Annotated in this window: 17 protein-coding genes; 10 read left to right on the top strand and 7 right to left on the bottom strand. The window is 74.2% G+C overall.

Going from position 1 to position 18,825, the window contains the following annotated elements; translation table 11 throughout:
• The first annotated feature begins 60 nt into the window (after positions 1-60).
• The 4 genes from ACIBTV_RS04685 (at position 61) to ACIBTV_RS04670 (ending at position 3,695) form a co-directional block, all read left to right on the top strand.
• Positions 61-1,047 (top strand): carboxymuconolactone decarboxylase family protein, encoded by a 987-nt coding sequence (locus ACIBTV_RS04685; protein WP_396702387.1) that lies wholly within the window; start codon positions 61-63, stop codon positions 1,045-1,047.
• A gap of 9 nt (positions 1,048-1,056) precedes the next feature.
• Positions 1,057-1,509: a DUF6220 domain-containing protein gene (locus ACIBTV_RS04680; RefSeq protein ID WP_396702385.1), complete on the top strand. Its 453-nt coding sequence runs from the start codon at positions 1,057-1,059 to the stop codon at positions 1,507-1,509.
• Positions 1,506-3,245 (top strand): multicopper oxidase family protein, encoded by a 1,740-nt coding sequence (locus ACIBTV_RS04675; RefSeq protein WP_396702383.1) that lies wholly within the window; start codon positions 1,506-1,508, stop codon positions 3,243-3,245. The genes ACIBTV_RS04680 and ACIBTV_RS04675 overlap by 4 nt, the downstream gene beginning before the upstream one ends.
• Positions 3,246-3,311: 66 nt before the next feature.
• The gene (locus tag ACIBTV_RS04670; RefSeq protein WP_396702381.1) at positions 3,312-3,695 is read left to right on the top strand and encodes a VOC family protein; all 384 of its coding nucleotides are present in this window, start codon (positions 3,312-3,314) and stop codon (positions 3,693-3,695) included.
• 99 nt (positions 3,696-3,794) lie between these two features.
• Here ACIBTV_RS04670 and ACIBTV_RS04665 read toward each other — a convergent pair whose 3' ends face one another.
• Positions 3,795-4,688 (bottom strand): SGNH/GDSL hydrolase family protein, encoded by an 894-nt coding sequence (locus tag ACIBTV_RS04665; RefSeq protein ID WP_396702379.1) that lies wholly within the window; start codon positions 4,686-4,688, stop codon positions 3,795-3,797.
• Positions 4,689-5,064: 376 nt separating this feature from the next.
• On the opposite strand from ACIBTV_RS04665, the gene ACIBTV_RS04660 reads away from it, so the two are divergent.
• The gene (locus ACIBTV_RS04660) at positions 5,065-5,835 is read left to right on the top strand and encodes a L,D-transpeptidase (protein WP_396702377.1); all 771 of its coding nucleotides are present in this window, start codon (positions 5,065-5,067) and stop codon (positions 5,833-5,835) included.
• 60 nt (positions 5,836-5,895) lie between these two features.
• On the opposite strand, the gene ACIBTV_RS04655 is transcribed toward ACIBTV_RS04660, so the two are convergent.
• Both ACIBTV_RS04655 and ACIBTV_RS04650 read right to left on the bottom strand, forming a co-directional pair.
• Positions 5,896-6,351: an STAS domain-containing protein gene (locus ACIBTV_RS04655; protein ID WP_396702375.1), complete on the bottom strand. Its 456-nt coding sequence runs from the start codon at positions 6,349-6,351 to the stop codon at positions 5,896-5,898.
• Between the two features lie 233 nt (positions 6,352-6,584).
• The gene (locus ACIBTV_RS04650; RefSeq protein WP_396702373.1) at positions 6,585-9,227 is read right to left on the bottom strand and encodes an AAA family ATPase; all 2,643 of its coding nucleotides are present in this window, start codon (positions 9,225-9,227) and stop codon (positions 6,585-6,587) included.
• 321 nt (positions 9,228-9,548) lie between these two features.
• Between ACIBTV_RS04650 and ACIBTV_RS04645 the strand changes: the two genes are divergently transcribed.
• The 5 genes from ACIBTV_RS04645 to ACIBTV_RS04625 all read left to right on the top strand — a co-directional run bounded on the left by ACIBTV_RS04645 (position 9,549) and on the right by ACIBTV_RS04625 (position 16,467).
• Complete coding sequence (locus ACIBTV_RS04645; protein WP_396702371.1) at positions 9,549-9,731, top strand: mersacidin/lichenicidin family type 2 lantibiotic; 183 nt, start codon at positions 9,549-9,551, stop codon at positions 9,729-9,731.
• A gap of 92 nt (positions 9,732-9,823) precedes the next feature.
• Complete coding sequence (locus ACIBTV_RS04640; RefSeq protein WP_396702369.1) at positions 9,824-12,991, top strand: type 2 lanthipeptide synthetase LanM family protein; 3,168 nt, start codon at positions 9,824-9,826, stop codon at positions 12,989-12,991.
• A complete protein-coding gene (locus ACIBTV_RS04635) occupies positions 12,979-15,213 on the top strand; it encodes a peptidase domain-containing ABC transporter (protein ID WP_396702367.1) in 2,235 nt (744 codons plus the stop codon). Before ACIBTV_RS04640 ends, ACIBTV_RS04635 begins: the two co-directional genes overlap by 13 nt.
• A complete protein-coding gene (locus ACIBTV_RS04630; RefSeq protein WP_396702365.1) occupies positions 15,195-15,818 on the top strand; it encodes a flavoprotein in 624 nt (207 codons plus the stop codon). The genes ACIBTV_RS04635 and ACIBTV_RS04630 overlap by 19 nt, the downstream gene beginning before the upstream one ends.
• Entirely contained in the window at positions 15,811-16,467 is a 657-nt protein-coding gene (locus ACIBTV_RS04625) for a DUF3105 domain-containing protein (RefSeq protein ID WP_396702363.1), read from the top strand. Before ACIBTV_RS04630 ends, ACIBTV_RS04625 begins: the two co-directional genes overlap by 8 nt.
• Before the next feature lie 41 nt (positions 16,468-16,508).
• Here the strand turns inward: ACIBTV_RS04625 and ACIBTV_RS04620 are convergent, their stop codons facing one another.
• The 4 genes from ACIBTV_RS04620 to ACIBTV_RS04605 form a co-directional block, all read right to left on the bottom strand.
• Positions 16,509-17,225: an alpha/beta fold hydrolase gene (locus ACIBTV_RS04620; protein ID WP_396702361.1), complete on the bottom strand. Its 717-nt coding sequence runs from the start codon at positions 17,223-17,225 to the stop codon at positions 16,509-16,511.
• 114 nt (positions 17,226-17,339) lie between these two features.
• On the bottom strand, positions 17,340-18,044 hold the full coding sequence (locus tag ACIBTV_RS04615; protein ID WP_396702359.1) for a hypothetical protein: 705 nt from the start codon (positions 18,042-18,044) through the stop codon (positions 17,340-17,342).
• A 21-nt stretch (positions 18,045-18,065) separates the two neighbouring features.
• A complete protein-coding gene (locus ACIBTV_RS04610; RefSeq protein ID WP_396702357.1) occupies positions 18,066-18,275 on the bottom strand; it encodes a hypothetical protein in 210 nt (69 codons plus the stop codon).
• A gap of 111 nt (positions 18,276-18,386) precedes the next feature.
• Positions 18,387-18,821: a VOC family protein gene (locus ACIBTV_RS04605; protein WP_396702355.1), complete on the bottom strand. Its 435-nt coding sequence runs from the start codon at positions 18,819-18,821 to the stop codon at positions 18,387-18,389.
• Between the last annotated feature and the right edge of the window lie 4 nt (positions 18,822-18,825).

The following is an 18,825-nucleotide window of genomic DNA, read 5'->3' as shown; positions in this document are numbered from 1 at the left end:
CGGGCAGGTGCCTGCGGCGGCACGACGTCTTCCCGGCCCGCCGGGACGAGCATCGAGTCCATGACATACCGCTTCTTCACTCCCCCACCGGCGAAGGCGGCGACCGGTCTCACCGCGACGGTCCACCGGCAGCTGCGCGACGAGTTCCTCGGGCCGGTGCCGACCTTCCAGGTGCTCTCGGTGGTGCCGGAGCTGCTGGCCGGGACCTGGGCGCTGATGCGTGAAGCGCTGCTCGCCGGGGACACGTCGCGGGTCGACCGGGAGCTCGTCGCGTCGGTGGTGTCGCGGGCCAACCGCTGCCGGTTCTGCGTCGACGCCCACGTGATGCTGCTGCACGCGCTGGGTGAGCACGAGTTGGCCGAGCTCGTCGCCCGGGGCGGCACGCCACCGCAGCCGCGGCACGCCGCGCTCGCCGCGTGGGCGGAGGCCAGCCGCACCCCCGAAGCCGCCGACTGGGGCAGCCCCTACCGCCCCGAGCTCACCGGCACCGTGCTCGCCTTCCACTTCATCAACCGGGTCGTGTCGGCGCTGCTCGACCCCGATCTGCTGCCCGGCGGTCTCCAACGCGCCCGGGTGGTCCGGTCGGCCGGGGGTCGGCTCTACGCCGGAACGGCCCGCGAGCCGAAGGAGCCGGGTCGCGCCCTGGCGCTGCTCGACGTCGGCACGCCCGCGCCGGCGTGGGCCGGGGACAGCCCGGTCGGCGTCGCGTACGCCGCGCTGCGGGACACCGCGATGCGCGGCGGCGATCTGCTGGGCGACCTGGCACGCCGGACCGTCACGGCCACCGTGCGCTGGGAGGACGGGCGGCACCCGGCCCGACCCGCCGAGTGGGCGACCGACCTGATCCGGGACCTGCCCGGCGCCGACCGGGTCGGCACGCGGATCGCCCTGCTGGCCGCGTTCGCGCCCAGCGCCATCCGTCCGGGTGACGTCGCGCTCTGGCGGCTGTCGCATCCGGCCGACGCCGACCTCGTGCGGTTGGTCGCGTACGGGGCGATCACCGCCACCGACCACGTCGCCCGGGCACTGTCCCCGGCTCAGCTCTAGGAGGAACCCATGCGCAAGGCCCTGGTCGTCGTCAGCCTGCTGCTGCTCGTCGCGTTCGCCCTGCAGTTCGTCTTCGCCGCGGTGGGCGCGTTCACGAAGCCCGCGGGTGACGACGCGTACGCGCTGCACAGCGTCACCGGGATGGCGGTCATCCCCGTGCTCGCCCTGCTCACCATCCTGCTGGCCGTGCTGGCGAAGGCGCCGGGCCGGCTCGTCGGGCTGGCGGTCCTGCCGCTCGGTCTCGTCGTCCTCCAGGCGCTCCTCGCCATGCTCGCGAACGCCTTCACCGACACCGCCGGCGCCAGCACCCCGGTCGGGCTGACCGTCGCCGGGCTGCACGCGGTCAACGGAATCGTCGCGGTGCACGTCGTGGTGGGGGTCCACCGGGCAGCGCGAGCGCTGGCCGGGCCGGCGCCGGCCGAAGCCGTCACGGTGGCCGTCCGGGAGGGGGAACCGGCATGACCGTCGGTTCGCTGCTCGCGGCCGACCTGGTGATCGCGGTCCTCGCCGCCGCCGGCTGGCTCGGTGGCGGTGTCGCGTCGGCCGCCCGGCGCCGCCCGCTCGCCCTGGGGCTGGCCGCGTTCGCGCTGCTCGCCACGCTCACCCGCGCGGTCACGATCACCGCGCTGGCCCGCGCCGGCTGGTGGTTCGCGGCCGAGAAGGTGCTCATCGCCGCTCCCCTGTCGCTCGCGGCGGTGCTCGTCGCCGGGGCGCGGCTGCTGCGGCGCCCCGGCGACATCCGGTCCGCCGCGGTCCCGAAGCTGTTCGCCGGGTACGCCCTCAGCGGCGCGCTACTCGTGACGCTCCTGCACGGCTATCCGGCGTCCGCCGGCGCGGGACTGCTCGCGGTCGCCGGGATCGTCGCGGCGACCGCGGTCACGTGGCGCGTCCTCGGCGCACGCCCGTCTCGGACGGTGTCCCGGGGGGCCGTGGCGGTGGCGGTCGCGGCGCTGGTGACCGGAACGGGGCTGGCCGTCACCCCGGGCACCGTCCCCGCCGCAGCCCACGATCACGAGTATCGGGAGACACGGCCCGTGGGCGAACCGACCAGGCGGTTCACCTTGACGGCCGGGACGACCACGGTGAACGTGAGTGGCCGGGACGTGGCGGCGTGGGCGTTCGACGGGCAGGTGCCCGGGCCGGAGCTGACCGCGACCGTCGGCGACGTCCTGGAGGTGACGCTGCGCAACCGGGACATCGGGCGGGGCGTCACGCTGCACTGGCACGGCTACGACGTGCCGAACGGTCAGGACGGGGTGCCCGGCGTGACGCAGGCGGCGGTGCTGCCGGGGCAGGAGTTCGTCTACCGTTTCCGCGCCGACCAGGTCGGGACGTACTGGTACCACACCCACGCGGTCTTCGACGTCGGCGTACGGATGGGGCTCTACGGCGTCCTGGTGGTCCGCCCGGCGCCGGTCAGCGGGGTCGACGTCACGGTGCCGGTGCACACCCTCGCGGGGCTTCCGCTGCCCGCGCCGAGGACCGAGCCGGTCCGGGCGGGGACGCCCGTACGGCTGCGGCTGATCAACACCGACAGCACCACCCACCGGTACGCCCTGGCCGGGACCCCGTTCCGGGTCGCCGCGATCGACGGGTCCGACCTGGCGGGTCCGACGCCGCTGACGGACACCGCGGTGCTGATCCCGGCCGGTGGCCGCTACGACCTGGTCTTCACGGCACCCGCCGCACCGGTGGCGCTGCTGGTCGACGGCCGGGCGGTCTGGTCCACCGGGCCGCTGGCGGCGGCGACCGGCGACTGGCCGGTGCTGGACCCGCTCAGCTACGGAACCGCCGAGCCGACGCCGTGGGCACGCTTCGACCGGGACTACACGCTCGTCCTCGATCGCGGCCTCGACCTGCGTCGGCTGCTCCCGCGGTACGCCCACACCGTCAACGGCGCGGCCGAGCCGGACATCCCGCCCCAGGTCGTACGCCCCGGCGACACCGTCCGGTTCACCATCGTGAACCGGTCGCTGGTGGTGCACCCGTGGCACCTGCACGGCCATCACGTCCTGGTGTTGTCCCGCAACGGACAACCGGCGACGGGGAGTCCCCTGTGGCTCGACTCGTTCGACGTACGCCCCGGGGACGTCTGGGAGGTGGCCTTCCGCGCCGACAACCCCGGGATGTGGGCGAACCACTGCCACAATCTGCCGCACGCCGAGGCCGGCATGGTGCTGCACCTGATGTACTCGTGATCCCGGCTCGTCGCTGACCGCTGCCGGCCGCTGTTGTCGGCCCGGTTCGTCGGGCAGGCTACGGGGATGAGATCCCGAACTGGTGGCATGTGGTGGGGTACGGCGATCGAGGCGCCGGACCCCGGTGGGTTGGCGAGGTTCTACGCCGAACTCCTCGGCTGGCACCTCGGGCACGAGGAGCCGGGCACGGCCGTCGTCGCCGCGTCTCCGCACGGGCCGTTCTTCGTGTTCCAGCAGGCGGACGGCTACCGACCGCCGGTGTGGCCGCCGGTCGAGGGGCAACAGCGCCCCATGATGCACCTCGACTTCCAGGTGGGTGATCTGGACTCGGCGGTCGCCGAGGCGGTCGCCCTGGGTGCCAGGGTGGCGGATGTTCAGCCGCAGGAGAACGTACGGGTGCTCTTCGACCCGGCCGGTCACCCCTTCTGCCTGTGCCTGGACGAGGGATGACCCACGGATGAGCGGTGCGGGTGGCGGCGATCGGCGTGACGGCGGCTGAGCCGGGCCCGTCGCGGTGCGGCGGGCCCGGCTCACCCGATCACGGACCGGTCAGCTGTTGAGCTTGGCGAGGAGGGCGGTGGCCATGCCCTGCTCGCCGCGGGCGTTCGGGTGGAACGGCGCGGCCGAGTTCTGCGGTACCAGCCCCTCGACCCAGCGGGTGCCGCTGCCCTTGCAGGCGTCGCGGCCGATCGACGGGGTGTAGACGTCGGCGTAGGTCGCGCCGTTCGCGGACGCGGTGTTCGCCAGCATCGTGTTGAGCGACTTCTGGATGCCGCGCAGGTACGGCACGTCCTGGTAGGCGATCGGCACGACGGGCCAGCAGCCGTACCCGGTGTCGGGCAGGATCGCCGGGTAGCCGAGCACCACGACCCGCGCGCTCGGCGCGGCCCGCCGGACCGCCTGCAGCACGGCGGTCACCTTCGGCACGGTGGCCGCGATCCGAGCCTGCAACTGGTCGGTCCCGCCGGCGGTGTACCGGTCCTTGCAGGGCGATCCGAGCGGGCTGCTGAGGCTCGCCTCCGCGCAGTCGCTGATGATGCCGGAGAAGCCGATGTCGTTGCCGCCGATCTGCACCGTCACCAGCGCCGTGTTCGACGTGACCGCGCTGACCTGGGGCGGCAGCGTGATGCCCAGTTGGCCGTCGCCGCCGACGAGGATGTCTTCGGTGGTCGCGCCGGAACAGCTGACGTCGGCGAACGACGACGAGCCGGCGGACGCGGCCACCAGCGACGGGAAGTTGCGGTTGGACCGCAGGCAGTTCAGGTCGACCTGGGTGGGGATGAGCGGGCCGGCGGTGTACGAGTCTCCCAGCGCGACGTAGCGGCCGGTGGGCACGGCCGCGCTGGCGGGTGTGGTGACGGTGAGCAGCACGCCGGCGGTGGCGGCGGCCAGTGCGGCGAACCGGGTGGCTGCTCGCAGGAGCGGCAGGCGGGGACGGGTCATGACGCCTCCCAGGAGGATCACGAAGGTGGTGGTGCCGAGATCCTGCCGCCATCAACAGCCCACATCAATATAGACAGTCATCATTAAATGATGGTCGGGAATGTGGGCGCCAACGCCCCGCCTGGCCGTCCAACCCGACCGGGGCGGCTGCACGGCTCGACGACGGCCAACCGAACGGATCGCGGCGACGGAGCTGACGCCACGACCCGAGGCACGACGCTGACGGCACCGCACCGGGGACGTCCCCGGTGCGGTGCCCGTCGCACTCGCGGCGCGCGGCCCGCTCGACCGCACCGCCCGGCACCCGAGAAGCCCCGCACCGGTCCACGGCGACCGGGACAACGGGAACGGCGCTCGGGATGCGAGGATCTGACGAATGAAGCGGAGATCCCTGATCGCCGGCGCGGCGGCCGGCCTGGCGGCTCCCGTGGTCGTCTCCGGTGCGGCGCCCGCGCAGGCAGCGACGGCCACCACCACCAGAAGGCCACCCACCCAGCTGGGCACCTACCATCCGGGCAACAAGGCCAGCGGCCTCACCACGCTGCCGGCGAGCACCCGACAGGTCATCATCGTGACCGCGACCAACTCCAACACCAGTTACGCCACCCTGGAGACGTTCGCGAAGGTCAACCGCCGCTGGCTGCCCGTCTCCGCCGCGTTGCCGGCGCGGATCGGTTCCCAGTTCTTCAGCGATCACCACGTCGAGGGCGTTCCGACGACGCCGACAGGCGTCTACTCCATCGGCCCGACGATGTACGGCATCGCGGCGGACCCGGGCGTCCGGTACCCGTACCACCGGTTGGAGGTCAACGACTGGTGGAATGAGAACCCGACATCGCCGGCCTACAACACCTTCCAGCACACCGCCACCAATCCCGGCGGCTACAGCGAGGCGCTCTGGAAGGAGACGCCCGCCTACACCCACTTCGCGGTGATCACCTACAACATGGCGCCGAACGTCGCGAAGCCGGTCCCGAACGCGGGCAGCGGGATCTTCCTGCACGAGTTCAGCAAGACCCCGTCCGGTCCCACCGCCGGCTGCGTCAGCCTGTCGCACGGCGACCTGGTCAGCGTGCTCAGGTGGCTCGATCCGGCGGCCCAGCCGCGCATCGTCATGTGCCCGTTGCCGAGCCTCGGCCGCTACTGACCGCGCGGCCCGCGCCGCGGGTCCGCCGCCGACGCGGCTGCCCGGACCGCGCGCCCGCCCCTAGGCACTGGCGGACGACGTGCACCGCTGCGACTCGTACGGACGACGGCCGGACGGTCGTCGTCCGTTCGACGCGCCCGGGGAGGGAGACGCCGTCGGCTGCGCGGGTGCGGCGGGGTGCGGCGGATAGTCGAAGAGCTCGCCGACCGCGCTGAGCGTCAGGAGACGCGCCGGCGTGCCGACCGCGGCGGTGATGACCACCCGCTGGCCGCGCGCCGAGGCGGTTTCCCGGACGGCCAGCAGAGCCGCGAGCGCGGCGCAGTCGAGGTGCCGCAGGGCCGTCAGGTCGAGAGCGAGGCAGCTCACCCGGGAGGGCGCCAGCAGGCGGGTCAGGTCCGACCTGAGTTGATCGGCGGAGGCCAGGTCGGCCTCACCGCCGAGGGTGACGTGCCGAATGCCTGCCTTGACGTCGGAACAGTCGCATCGCAGTGCGCCGCGACCGATGGCATCGTCCATCGAAGAAACTCGTCCCCGCCCCGCTGAGGGCGATAGAAGGGCCGGCCGGGGTGAGCAACCATCGGTCCGGCGCCGAAGAGGACAGAGCTGGCGTGCGGCAGTGCCGGCCTCGACGTGGCGCTCCGGGCGCCGTCTCGAACGCTACCCGCGACCGCCGCCGCCCGCCACCTCGCGCTGAAGCGCCCCGCTCCCTCGCCGCCGACAGCAGGGCCGACCCGTCACCCGCGCCGAGGTCAACCGGCCCGCTGCAACCCGAGGGCCTGGGCCAGGCCCGCGCGCCCCCGCAGACCCAGCTTGACGTACGCCCGTTGGAGATGGTTCTCCACGGTCCGTACCGACAGCACGAGCTCGGCCGCGATCGCCGCGTTGTCGTGGCCCGTCGCCGCCAGCTCGCAGATCTGTCGCTCCCGTGGGGTGAGCTCGTCGCGGCTGACCGGCCGAGGTCTGAGTGGAGGCGAGTAGCCCCCGCACCGCTGCTGCAACAGGTCGGCCCGGCGGGCCAGCAGGTTCGCCCGGCGGTGGTCGCCACGCCGGCCGCAGGCCGTCTCCGCAGCGACCATCGCCTCCAGCGCGAGCGCGAGGTAGCCGCTGGCCTCCAGCGCGGTGCCGACCCGCTCGAGGGCGGCCGGGTCGTCGGCGGCGAGCGCGTGGGCGTAGTCGGCCCACAGCGTGAACAGCGGGCTGTCGCATTCGGCCACGACCCGGGCCAGCTGTTCGGCGGTGCCGGCGGTGGGTTCCAGGCGGGATAGCAGGTGCAGGCACTCCACGGTGATCGTCTTCGCCTGGTCGGCGCGTCCAGCCAGCTCGCGCAGCGCGCCGACCGCCGTCGCCAGTCGGCCGTCGGCGGCGGCGAGCCAGGCCGCGGTCAGCTCGGCGTCGGCGCCCACCAAGCCCGTGAGTCGCCTACCGCCGACGTCGGTGTGGTCGTCGTGGAGCTGTCGCAGCAGCCGCCGGCTCTCGGTGAGCTCGCCCAGCTGCGCCGCCACGTACGCGTTGGCCGACAGCACATAGACCCGGATGGGGAACAGGGTGCGGTCGCCGGCGAGGGTGCGGGCCTCGTGCAGCCAGCGCATCGCCCGGCCCATCTGACCGGCGTGGTAGGCGCACTTGCCCCGGGCGAAGGCGAGCAGCCCCACCGCGTCGGCCGCGCCCCGGTCCACCGCGTCCCGGTAGTACCGCCGCGCCAGCCGTTCGGCCTCTGGCAGCCGGCCCGACATCAGCAGGGACTGCACGTGACAGGTCTGCGTGGCGGCGCGCATCGTCGCCCACGTGTCCGGGATGTCGACCTCGCCGTGGTCGAACATTCCGGCGGCCCCGCCCGGCTGCCCGTCGAACAGCAACAGGTAGGGGTGCAGGGCGGTGACGGCGGTCGCCAGCAGCGGATCGCGCGGCGGGTCCACCGCCAGCCGCGCCACCCGGGCGCGGGCACCGGCGCTGTCGCCGCTGAACGCCGCGATGCCCGCCTGCGCGGCCAGCAGCCCGGGGTGCGCCTCGACGGGCAGGTCACGCTGGGCGTCGGCGATCACCTCGCGCGCCTGGTCGGGCCGGCGGCCGCCCCAGAACAGGTTCAGGACCCGCAGCGCCGCCGCCTCCGCCCGATCCCTGGGGTCGGGCAGGTCCGCCGCCGCCCGGGCGAGGTGTCCGTCCGCGTCGTCGCTGCGGCCCTGGGCCACCAGGGCCCGCGCCACCTGCCAGTCGCCGCGGGCGGAGTCGACCCGGCGGCCCAACCGCTCCGCCAGCGCGGGATCGTGCCGGCGCAGCGCGTACTCGGAGGCGGTCAGCAGGTCGTCCGCCGCGACCGGCAGGTCCGCCTCACACCGCCAAGCGACGACGCGGGCCAGGTCGCCCGCGCCGCCGTCGACGGCCGCCAGCGCCTCGGCCAGGTTCCGGCGCAGGCGGCGGGCCCGCAGCGCGCCCGTGCGGTTGCGCACCACCTCCGCGTACAGCGGATGGCCGGTCTGCACCAGCACCGCCGGGCCGTGCTGGACCAGCCGGATCAGGCCGCGCTCCTCCAACTGCTCGGCGGTCCGCGGTGGGACCACCCGCTCGATGAGGGCCAGCGGCGCGGGTTCGGCGTGGGCCACGTACTGCAGAGCCTCGGCCTCGTCGGGGTCGAGGGTGCCGAGGGTCTGCTCGATCAGCTCGGCGAGATGGGTGGGGCACAGCGACTCCGTGGGCCACGTCCACATGCCGTCGCGCCGGACCAGCCCGCCGTCGCGCAGCCCGCACCGCAGCGCCTCGCGGAGGAACAGCGGGTTGCCCTGGCTGATCCGCCACAGCGCGCCGAGGGTCAGGCCGTCGACCGGGCCGCCCAGCGCCTCCCGGACGACGAGGGCAGCCTCGTCGGGGTCCAGCGGCGGCACGTGCACCCGGTCCACCGACCGGGACCGTCGCAGCGCGGCGACCGGCGCGGCGTCCAAAGCGTCGGTGCGTACGCTGGCGACCACCTGGACGGTGCCGCCCACGACGAGCCGTTCGAGCAACGCGCCGGACGCGTCGTCGAGCCAGTTGAGGTCGTCCACGCCGATGACCACGCCGCGCCCCGCCGCGACGTCACGCAACCGCCGCTCGACGTCCCGAAACACGTCGGCCACGTTCGCGTCGGAGGGCTGGGGCAGCCGGCTGGCGAGCACACCGAACGGCACGTCCCGCCAGCCCGGTGTGGCGGTGACCCGCAGGACGACGCGCTGACGACGCAGGGCGTCGTCGAGCACCTCGTCGAGCAGCGAGCTCTTGCCGACTCCGGGGTCGCCGGTGAGCAGGACCCCCGAGCCGGCCGCCGTGTCGAGCGCGGTGACCGCCTGCTCCCGCTCCCGGGTGCGGCCGACGAACGGCCATCCCGCGTTGCCGTCCACCAGACCTCCGGGCGCAGCCACTGGACCCCCTCACCCCCGGCCGGACCACCCCTTGGTCCGGTCGCCGATCCGTCCTCGATCCGCTCGGCCGACCGGATCAGGGCGTGCGGCGGCCTGAGTGACACCGAGCCCACCCTCACACATCGCTCGCGGTGCAGCCGTCGCCTTCCGGACACGCCTGCACACGGAACGCGCTGGCCGGTCGGGATGGTTGTCGCCGGCGCGACAAGGCCGGCCCGGACTGGGGTAGCGGCTACTCATGTGCGGACGTCACCGGACGCGGAGGCTGGTCCTGCAAGCGACCGCCGGGGAGGCCGGAGGTCGTCCTGAAAGGAGATCCGAGTGTCCATCACCGACATCGTCAGCGGCTGGAAGGACGAGTACCGGCGGGCCGCCGCCCCGGAGGCCGCCGAGGCCCACCCGGCCGGCGTCGTGGAGCTGGACCGCGACCAGCTGGAGACGGTCGCCGGCGGCGCCGCCGCGACCACCGGTCACACCACGGCCTGCTGCCACTGCGTCTGCTGAGTCCGTACGGCTGACCCGATCGCGGGTCCCACGGGGTCCGGGCCGAGGCCCGGACCCCGACCACCGTCCGATCCCCGCCGCTGGAGCACCGCATGTCCACTGTTCCGCATCCCGCCGACGAAGATCCGACCACCCGGATCGAAAAGCGGCTGCTGGCCGCGTTGACCATCACGGAACGGCTGGCCGCTCCCCCGCCGTCGAACCCGCAGCCCGGTGATCGGTCCCGGTGGCGACTGTCCCGCTGGCGCACCGGCGGCGCCTTCGCCGGCGACGCGGACTGGCGACGCCGGCTGACGGCGGAGGGCCTGGACGAGTCGACCCTGCTCGCGCTCCTGGACGAGTCGACGCAGCGGCTCGCCGACCGACTCGGCCGGACCCCGGAGTGGGTGCGCGACCTCGTGTCGTGCTACCGCCCGTCGCCGCCCGTCGAGATCGACCCGGAGCTGCTGCCCGGCCGCCCGCTCGACGCCTCCCTCGCCCTGGTGGCGCCGCTGGTCGCGCGGGCCCGGGCCCGCGTGGCGCGACAGGCCCGGCAGCTCGCCGACACCGCCCCCGACCTGCTGCCGCCCGACGCCGACCGGCTGGGCGTGACCGGGCTGCTCGACGAGCTGGTGGTGCTGCTCAGCCGCGCCGTCGTCCTGGAGCTCAACATCGACCGCCTGCGGGGCACGTCGCCCGGCGACACACCGCAGGAGCGGTACGCGGCCTTCTTCCGCCGTCACCACGCGCCCGAGGCGGCGCTGGCCCTGCTGGCCGACTACCCGGTCCTGGCCCGTCAGGCGTACGACCTGACGCGTGGCTGGGCCGACCGCACCATCGAGTTCCTGGAGCGCCTCGTTGCCGACGCGGCGACGCTGGGCGTGGCCTTTCACGACGGCGCCAGACCGGGACGCCTGCTCGACGTCGAGGAGACCGGCGACCCGCACCGCGACGGCCGGCGGGTGCTGGTGGCGACCTTCGACAGTGGGCTACGGCTGGTATACAAGCCCCGGCCGGTCGCCGTCGAGGCCCGGTTCCAAACTCTGCTGACCTGGCTCAACGCGCGGGGCAGCGACCTGCGCACGTTCACCGTCCTGCCCCGTGGGCAGTACGGCTGGGCCGAGTACGTCGAGACGAGTACGCCGGGCACGTCCGGTGGGCAGCGCCGCTTCGCCCGCCGATACGGAGCGCTGCTGGCCCTGCTTCAGGCCGTCGGCGCCACCGACTGCCACCGGGAGAACGTGGTCGTCGCCGGTGAGCATCCCGTTCTGGTCGACCTCGAAACGGTCTTCACCCCTGCGGTCTCCCGGGCCGCGACAGCCTCCGGTGACGGCGACGCGATCGCCGACTCGGTGCTCGCGGTGGGGCTGTTGCCCCGTGCCGACGAGGCGGCGGGCCCGGCGGGTAGTGGCTGCAACTGCTCGGCCTGGCAGGCCGCGGGCACCGACGAGATGCGGGTGTGCGCGCCGGGCCACCACCACGACGAGCAGGACACCGGCGACGCCGCACCGGTCCCGGTCGACGTAGCCGCGCACCTGCCACAGGTGCTGGACGGCTTCGCCGCCACGTACCGCCTGCTCACGGCCGTACACGACGACCTGCTCGCCGCGGACGGTCCGCTGACCGCGTTCGCCGCCGACGAGATCCGGGTGGTGCTCCGTCCGACCCGCACCTACCTGCGGCTGCGGGACGCCGCCCTGCACACCGACGCGCTCCAGGACGGCCTGGACACCGAGCGGCTGCACGACTGGCTCTGGTCGGGCGTGGCCGAACTGCCGCTGCTGGCCGCGACCGTCGCGGCGGAACGGGCCGATCTGGCGCGCCGCGACGTGCCGATGTTCACCACCACGGTGGACTCCCGTGACCTGTGGACCAGCCGGGGACGCCGGCTGCCCGATCTGCTGGCCCGGTCCGGCCTCGCCGAGGCGCGGCGGCGGCTCGCGGGGCTGGGCGAGACCGACCTGGCCCGGCAGCGCTGGCTCATCGCGGCTGCCTTCGCCACCCAGGTGGACGCGGCCGACGCGCCGCACGCCCGGGTGCGCTGGCGGCTGGCCGAGGTGCCGGCGGCTCCAGTGCCGTCGCCGACGGCGTACCTGGACGCCGCGGCCGAGGTGGCCGACGCGGTGGCCGCCCTGGTCTGCCCCGGGCCCGAGCCGACCTGGTTCGGGCTCACCCCCGATCGCAACGCGCCGGGCCGGTGGGCGCCGGCGCCGCTCGGCCCGCACCTCTACGACGGGCTCGCCGGCGTGACGCTCTTCCTGGCCCACGCCGGCCGGCTCACCGGCGAGCAGCGCCTCACCGACCTCGCCGATCGCAGCGCCGCCGGGCTCACCGCCCGGATCGTCGAGCGCCGGCTCCCCGGCGACGGGATCGGCGCGTACGCCGGTTGGGGTGGGCTGATCTACACGCTCGGCCACCTCGGGCAGCTGTGGCAGACCCGCCGGTTCGTCCCGGCCATCGACGTGGCGCTGGCGCGGATCACCGCGCTGGCCGCCGCCGACCCGGCCGCGGACCTGGTCGACGGGTCCGCCGGAGCCGTCCTCGCGGCGTCCCGCGCCGGCCTGGACCCGGAGCGGGTCGGGCCCGCCGTGCGCGCCGCGGCCCACCGGCTGCTCGCCGCCGCGGACCGATACACCCACCCGACCGGAGGTACGTCCGGTGTCCCGCTCGGTGGCCTCGCGCACGGGGCGGCCGGGATCGCCGCCGCGCTGGCGCATGCCCGGGCGATGACCGGCGACCCCGCGTACGCCGACGCGGCCACCCGGGCGCTGGCCTACGACCGCAGCCTGTTCCGCCCCGCCGAGGCGAACTGGGCCGACCTGCGCCGACCGGGACGTTGCGGGCTGACGTGGTGCCACGGCGCACCCGGGATCGGGCTGTCGCGCCTGCTGGTCCGCGACGCGCTCGGTTCGGACGACGTGCTGGACGGCGAGATAGCGACCGCGGTCGGCACCACGATCGCCGCCGGGTTCGGGCGCAACCACTCGCTGTGCCACGGCGACCTCGGCAACCTCGACCTGCTGCTGGCCGCCGCACCGCGACGGGCGGCCGCACCGGCCGCGGCGGTGCTCCGCGACGGCCGCACCGGCGGCTGGCGCTGCGCCAACCCGACCGCGCTCGCGTCGCCGGAGCTGATGACCGGCCTGTCCGGGATCGGGCTCGCCCTGCTGCGGCTCGCCGCGCCCGGGCGGGTGCCGTCGGTGCTTCTGCTCGCCCCACCCGCGACGGCCGGCCACGGCACGAGCACCGCCGACGCCAGGGAGCCACAGTGGGCAGCCTGACCGGGAACGGGACGCGCCGGCTCCGGCCGGGTCGACGGCGGGTGCCGCTGGTGCTGCAGATGGCCGACGCCGACTGCGGTGCCGCCTGCCTGGCGATGATCGCCCGCTGGCACGGCGTGCGCGCACCGCTGGCCGCCGTGCGCGAGCGGCTCGACATCGGCCGGGACGGTGTCACGGCGCGGGCGCTGCTCGCCGCGGGGCCACGGTTCGGGCTGCACGGCCGGGCCTTCCGCGCCGACCCGGACCAGGTCGCCACGCTGCCCCTGCCGGCCGTCGCGCACTGGGAGAACGCGCACTTCGTCGTCGTGGAGCACGTCAGCGAGCGCGGCGTCCGATTGGTCGACCCGGCGCTCGGACGCCGGCTGCTCACCCCGGCCGAGTTCGCCGCCGGGTTCAGCGGGACGGTGCTGACCTACGCCCGTGATCCGCAGTCCCCACCCGAGTCGCCGGCCGTCCGACCCGGACCGATCGCCCGACTGCGGCGCGCCCGACCGCTGCTGCGGCCGTTCCTGCCGCAGCTGGGCGGCGCGTTCACCGTGTCCCTGGTCCTGCAGGCACTGGGCCTGGCGCTGCCGATGGCCACCACGGTCGCCTTCGACCGGATCATGCCGGCCCGCGAGACCGCCCTCATGCCGTACCTGGCGCTGGCCATCGCCGCGCTCGTGCTCACCCAGTTCGGTGTCGCCTACCTGCGGTCCCGGCTCCTGGTCACCCTTCAGGCCCGGGTGGACTCCGCGCTGATGAACCGGCTGTTCGGGCACCTGCTGCGGCTGCCGTACGCCTTCTTCCAGCAACGCGCCAGCGGCGACCTGATGCAGCGGCTGTCCAGCAGCATCCTGCTACGCGAACTGGTCACCACCCAGGTGCTGACCGCCGTGATCGACGGCGTGCTCGTGATCGCGTACTTCGGTGTGCTGCTCGCCAGCGACCTGGCCTTCGCCGGGCTGGCCGCCGCGATCGGCATCGCCCAGGTGGTGGCCGTGGCGGTCGTCAACGGCCGGCTGCTGCGGCTGAACCAGCGGCACCTGACCGTGCAGGCCGACGCGGAGAGCGCGCTGATGGAGGCGTTGTCCGGCATCGCCACGGTCAAGTCGATGGGCGCCGAGCGGCAGGTCTTTGACGGCTGGCTGCGCCGGTACACCACGGCACTCGACGCCGACGTGGCCCAGAACCGGCTCTCCGCCACGGTCGCCAACATCACCGCCAGCGTCCAGCTCGCGGGTCCGCTCGCGCTGCTGTGGCTCGGCACCGGTCGGCTCTTCGACGGCGCGAGCCTCGGCGAGACCCTCGGCCTGCAGGCGCTGGCCCTGTCCGCGCTCACCCCGCTGGCCTCGCTGGTGGCCAGCGCCCAGGTCCTCCAGTCGGTGCTGTCGCACCTGCAACGGCTGCGGGACGTCTTCGCCGCGCAACCGGAACCGGCCGGCGACCCGGCCCAGCCCGCGCCCCAGCTCACCGGCCGGATCAGCGTCCGCGACGTGACGTTCCGCTACGACGGGACCGCGCCGCCGGTGCTGCGAGGAGTCTCGTTCGACGTCGCGCCCGGGGAGAAGGTCGCCATCGTCGGCCGCTCCGGCAGCGGCAAGAGCACCCTGGCCATGCTGCTGACCGGTCTCTACCGACCGACCGGCGGGGAAATCCTGTTCGACGGGGTGCCGCTGTCCCGCATCGACCCGACGGCGCTGCGCCGCCAGTTCGGCGTCGTGCTCCAGGAGAGCTACCTGTTCCGCGACTCCATCCGGCGCAACGTCAGCCTCGTCCACCCGGGCATCGGCATGCCGGCGATCCGGGCGGCCGCCGGGGTCGCCGCGATCGACGAGGACATCGCGGCGATGCCGATGGGCTACGACACCCAGGTCGCCGAGCGGGGCCAGGCCCTCTCCGGCGGGCAGCGGCAGCGGCTGTCCATCGCGCGCGCGGTCGCCGGACAGCCGGCCGTGCTGCTGCTCGACGAGGCGACCAGCCACCTCGACGTGGCCACCGAACGGCGCGTCGACCAGGCGATCTCGGCGCTGCGCTGCACCCGGATCGTCGTGGCCCACCGGCTGAGCACCGTGCGCAACGCCGACCAGATCCTCGTGGTCGACGGTGGGCGCGTCGTCGAGCGCGGCCGGCACGAGGAGCTGCTGCGCGCCGACGGCGTCTACGCCGACCTGGTCCGCTGCCAACTGACCGACGACAACCCTGCCCTGCCCGGAGGCGAGACGTGGCTACCCGTACCGTGACCAGCACCGACCAGCCCCAGCGACCATCCACGGCCGACGCCGGTCCGTTCCCGGCCCGCCGGGTCCTGGTGGCCGCCTGCGGCTCCGCCGACGTGCTCACCCTCCCCCAATCGATCATGGTGATGCGGCACGCGCTGCGTCTCGACGTACGGGTCGTGCTCACCCCGGCCGCGGCACGGTTCGTGCCGGCCCGCTCGTTCACCCTCCTGACCGGACACCCCGCCCTCGTCGACGAGGAGACGACCACACAGGTGCCGCACCTGGACCTGACGGCCTGGGCGGATCTGGTGCTGGTCCTGCCGGCCACCGCCAACACCCTCGCCAAGGCGGCACACGGGATCGCCGACAACCTGGTGGGCACCTGTCTGCTCGCCGCCACCGCACCCGTCGTGCTGGTGCCCTCGATGAACCGGGCGATGTGGGAGCGACCCGCCGTGCAGCGGAACGTGGCGCAGCTGCGCGAGGACGGGTACGGCGTGGTGCCGCCGGTGCCCGTCCTCGCGCTGAGCACCGGCACGCTCGACGGGCGGGGCATGCCACCCATCGAGGCGGTGCTGGAGTTCGCCGCGGGCCACCTGCGACACCTGGACGGCCGCCGTGGCTGAGCCGCGCCGGGCGGCCGGGCCGAGGGTCGCCGCCGTCGCCGTCGCGCTCGGCGCCCTGCTGCTGGCCGTGGCGGTGGTCCCGTTCGTCCGCGCGTACGCCGACTCGGCGACGCACCGGCCGGCCACCGACATCGGCGTCGGCCTCGACCGGTCCGGCTGCGACCCCGAGCTGACCGACCCGGTCCGGGGCGCCGGCGTGCACGTCGGGCCCGGCACCGCCGAGCCACACGCCACCCGGATCCGGTACGACCTGGTGCCCCCGTCGTCCGGGCCGCACTTCGTGGTGCCCGCGCCGGCGGTTCGGCGGTTCTACACCACCCGCGACCGACCGGCCATCGAGATCCTGGTGCACAACCTCGAACACGGCTACACGATTCTCTGGTACGTGGAGCCGCTGGTCCGGGACCAGATCGAGACGCTGCGGGCGGTGGCGCAGAAGTTCGGCGACGACCGGTACGGAGGCAGGTTCGTGGTGGCGCCGTGGGACCCCGCGTACGGGGAGTTCCCCGCCGGTCGGCCGCTCTCCCTGTCGCACTGGGGCGCCACCGCCGGTTACCGGCAGTTCTGCGCGGCCGTCAGCGGGGCCGCCGTCGAGCGGTTCGTGCTGGCCCATCCCCCGAACGATTCGCCCGAACCAACCGGCATGTGACGCACCGGACGGCGCGGTCGGAGGGCGGGGGCCTCCGCGACTCAGCCGCCCACACCCCGGACCGCCTCGATGATGGTCTCGGCGACCTCGCTCGGTCGGGCCGCGGCCATCGCATGCGAGCCGCCGGGGAGCTCACGCTGGCCCCGCGGGTTGGCCCGCTCGGCCATGAACCGGTGCGCGGCGACCGGGATGTTCATGTCGGCGTCACCGAAGATGAACCAGCTCGGCAGAGACCGCCAGGCCGGGTCCCCGGAGAGCCCGTCGCCCAGGGCCTGCTCGGTGATCGGCCGCTGGGTGCGAGCCATGAGCGCGGCCTCGTCGGCCGACACGTCCGCGACGAACTGCCGGTGGTAGGCGTCCTGGCCGATCGCCACCTCGTTGCCGCCGGTCGAGACCGGGTACTGCACCAGCGTCTCGGCGAGCGTGCTCCCGGGAAACTTCGCGGACAGCGCCAGCGCCGACTCGCCGGTGTCCGGGGCGAAGGCGTTGACGTAGACGAGGGCCCGCACCGTCGGGTCGTCGCTCGCGGCCTGCGTGATCACCATGCCGCCGTACGAGTGGCCGACGAGGACGACCGGGCCGCCGACCCCTCCCATCACGTCCCGCACGTACGCGGCATCGCCGGCGAGGCTCCGCAGCGGGTTCGCGGCGGCCACCACGTTGTACGCCGCGCCCAACCGCTCGATGACACCGTTCCAGCTCGCCGACTCGGCGAACGCGCCGTGCACGAGGACGATGGTGGGCTGCCGATCGGACATGACGCGCACTCCCTCACTTCGTGCCACTGTTCACCCGCCGGCCACGCCGGCACGCCTGATTACCCGTTAGGTGCGGGCGAAACGTCCCGATGGCGCCCGCCGCGGGGAGGCGGATCAGTCCGGCGCGCGGATGTCGCCGTCCGGCGAGCGCCAGTGCTCGAGCGCGGAGTCGACGAACCGTCGACGCGCGCCCGGCAGCAGCACGAACAGGCCGGCGACGGCCGTACCGACCGCCAGCGGAATCACCACCTCGTAGGGCGATTCGTCGGCGAAGATGACGTCGTTGAACCCGGTTGCGGGGTCGTAGACGACTTGGAGCCGGTCACCGACGGTCAGCGGTGGGTCGTCGCCGGCCGCCTGCAACAGGCCCAGCCGATCGCCGTCCCGCGCCGCTACCGTCAACGTGACGGAGCTGCCGTCGACCTTCGTCACGACCCCCTCCGCCGTGATCCCGTACCGGTCGAACCGCCATCCGCTGTAGAAACTGACGGCAGTCACCAGCAACAGCCCGAGGAAGAAGACCCAGAGGACCACCCAACCGGCTTTGAGCAGCGCCTGGTCCCACTTCCACCGCATCCGCTCGTTCGCCCGACGGTCACGATGTCGGCCTCGGAGCAGCCAGTGCCAGGCGTAGACCGCCGCGATCGTCATGAGCACGCCGAACAGCCCGGCGCACGAGCCGACGCCGACGGCTGCCTCCGGGACCGTGAGCACCGCCACGACGAGCGTCGTCCAGCACGCCACCGCGGCGGTTGTCATGAAGATCGTGTAGAAGTAGGGGTGCCTGCCCCACCAACCGAGGTCCGACCTCCGCGCCATGACGCCATGGTGCGGAGGCTGTCAATGCGGTGACCGCGGACGGACCACCACCTGCCACCAGACCAGGACCATGGGGCCGCCGAAGGCCAACATCGCCGGCCGCATCCACAACGCGGTATCGCTGCCCCGCACCGTGCTGATCACGAGGAGGAGCACGAACATGGCGGCCGTGGCGACGGGCGGCCCCAGGACCGCCCAGCGACGACGTAGCGGCCTAGGTTCATTCGACACGGCGGGAACGGTACGGGACATCGTCCAGTCCCGAACCGCCGAGCCGGCCGGTGACCGCGGGCAAGGATGTCCGCCGGCCGACCAGCCTGAGCCAGGGGTCGTTCCGGCTGCTCAGGCGAGGCAGAACTCGTTGCCCTCGACGTCCTGCATCACCATGCACGACTCGTTCTCGTCATCGGCGGGCAGCAGTCGCACGCCTACCGCGCCGAGCGCGACCAGTCGCGCGCATTCGGCCTCGAGCGCGGCCAGGCGCTCCTCCCCCACGAGCCCGGTGCCGACCCGCACGTCGAGGTGCAACCGATTCTTGGCGGCCTTGCCCTCGGGTACGCGCTGGAAGTACAGCCGCGGGCCCGCGCCGGTGGGGTCGACGCAGGCGAACGCCGAACCCTGCTGCTCCGGCGGTAGCGCGCGGTCGAACTCGTCCCAGGTGGCGAACCCCTCCGGCGGAGGCGGTACGACGTAGCCCAACACCTCACACCAGAACCGCGCGACCCGCTCGGGCTCCGCGCAGTCGAAGGTCACCTGGAACTGCTTGACCGATGCCATCGGG

Source organism: Micromonospora sp. NPDC049366 (assembly GCF_044466625.1).
GTDB lineage: Bacteria > Actinomycetota > Actinomycetes > Mycobacteriales > Micromonosporaceae > Micromonospora.
Note: the sequence above shows the minus strand (reverse complement) of the source record. Positions and strands in the feature narration are given on the sequence as shown.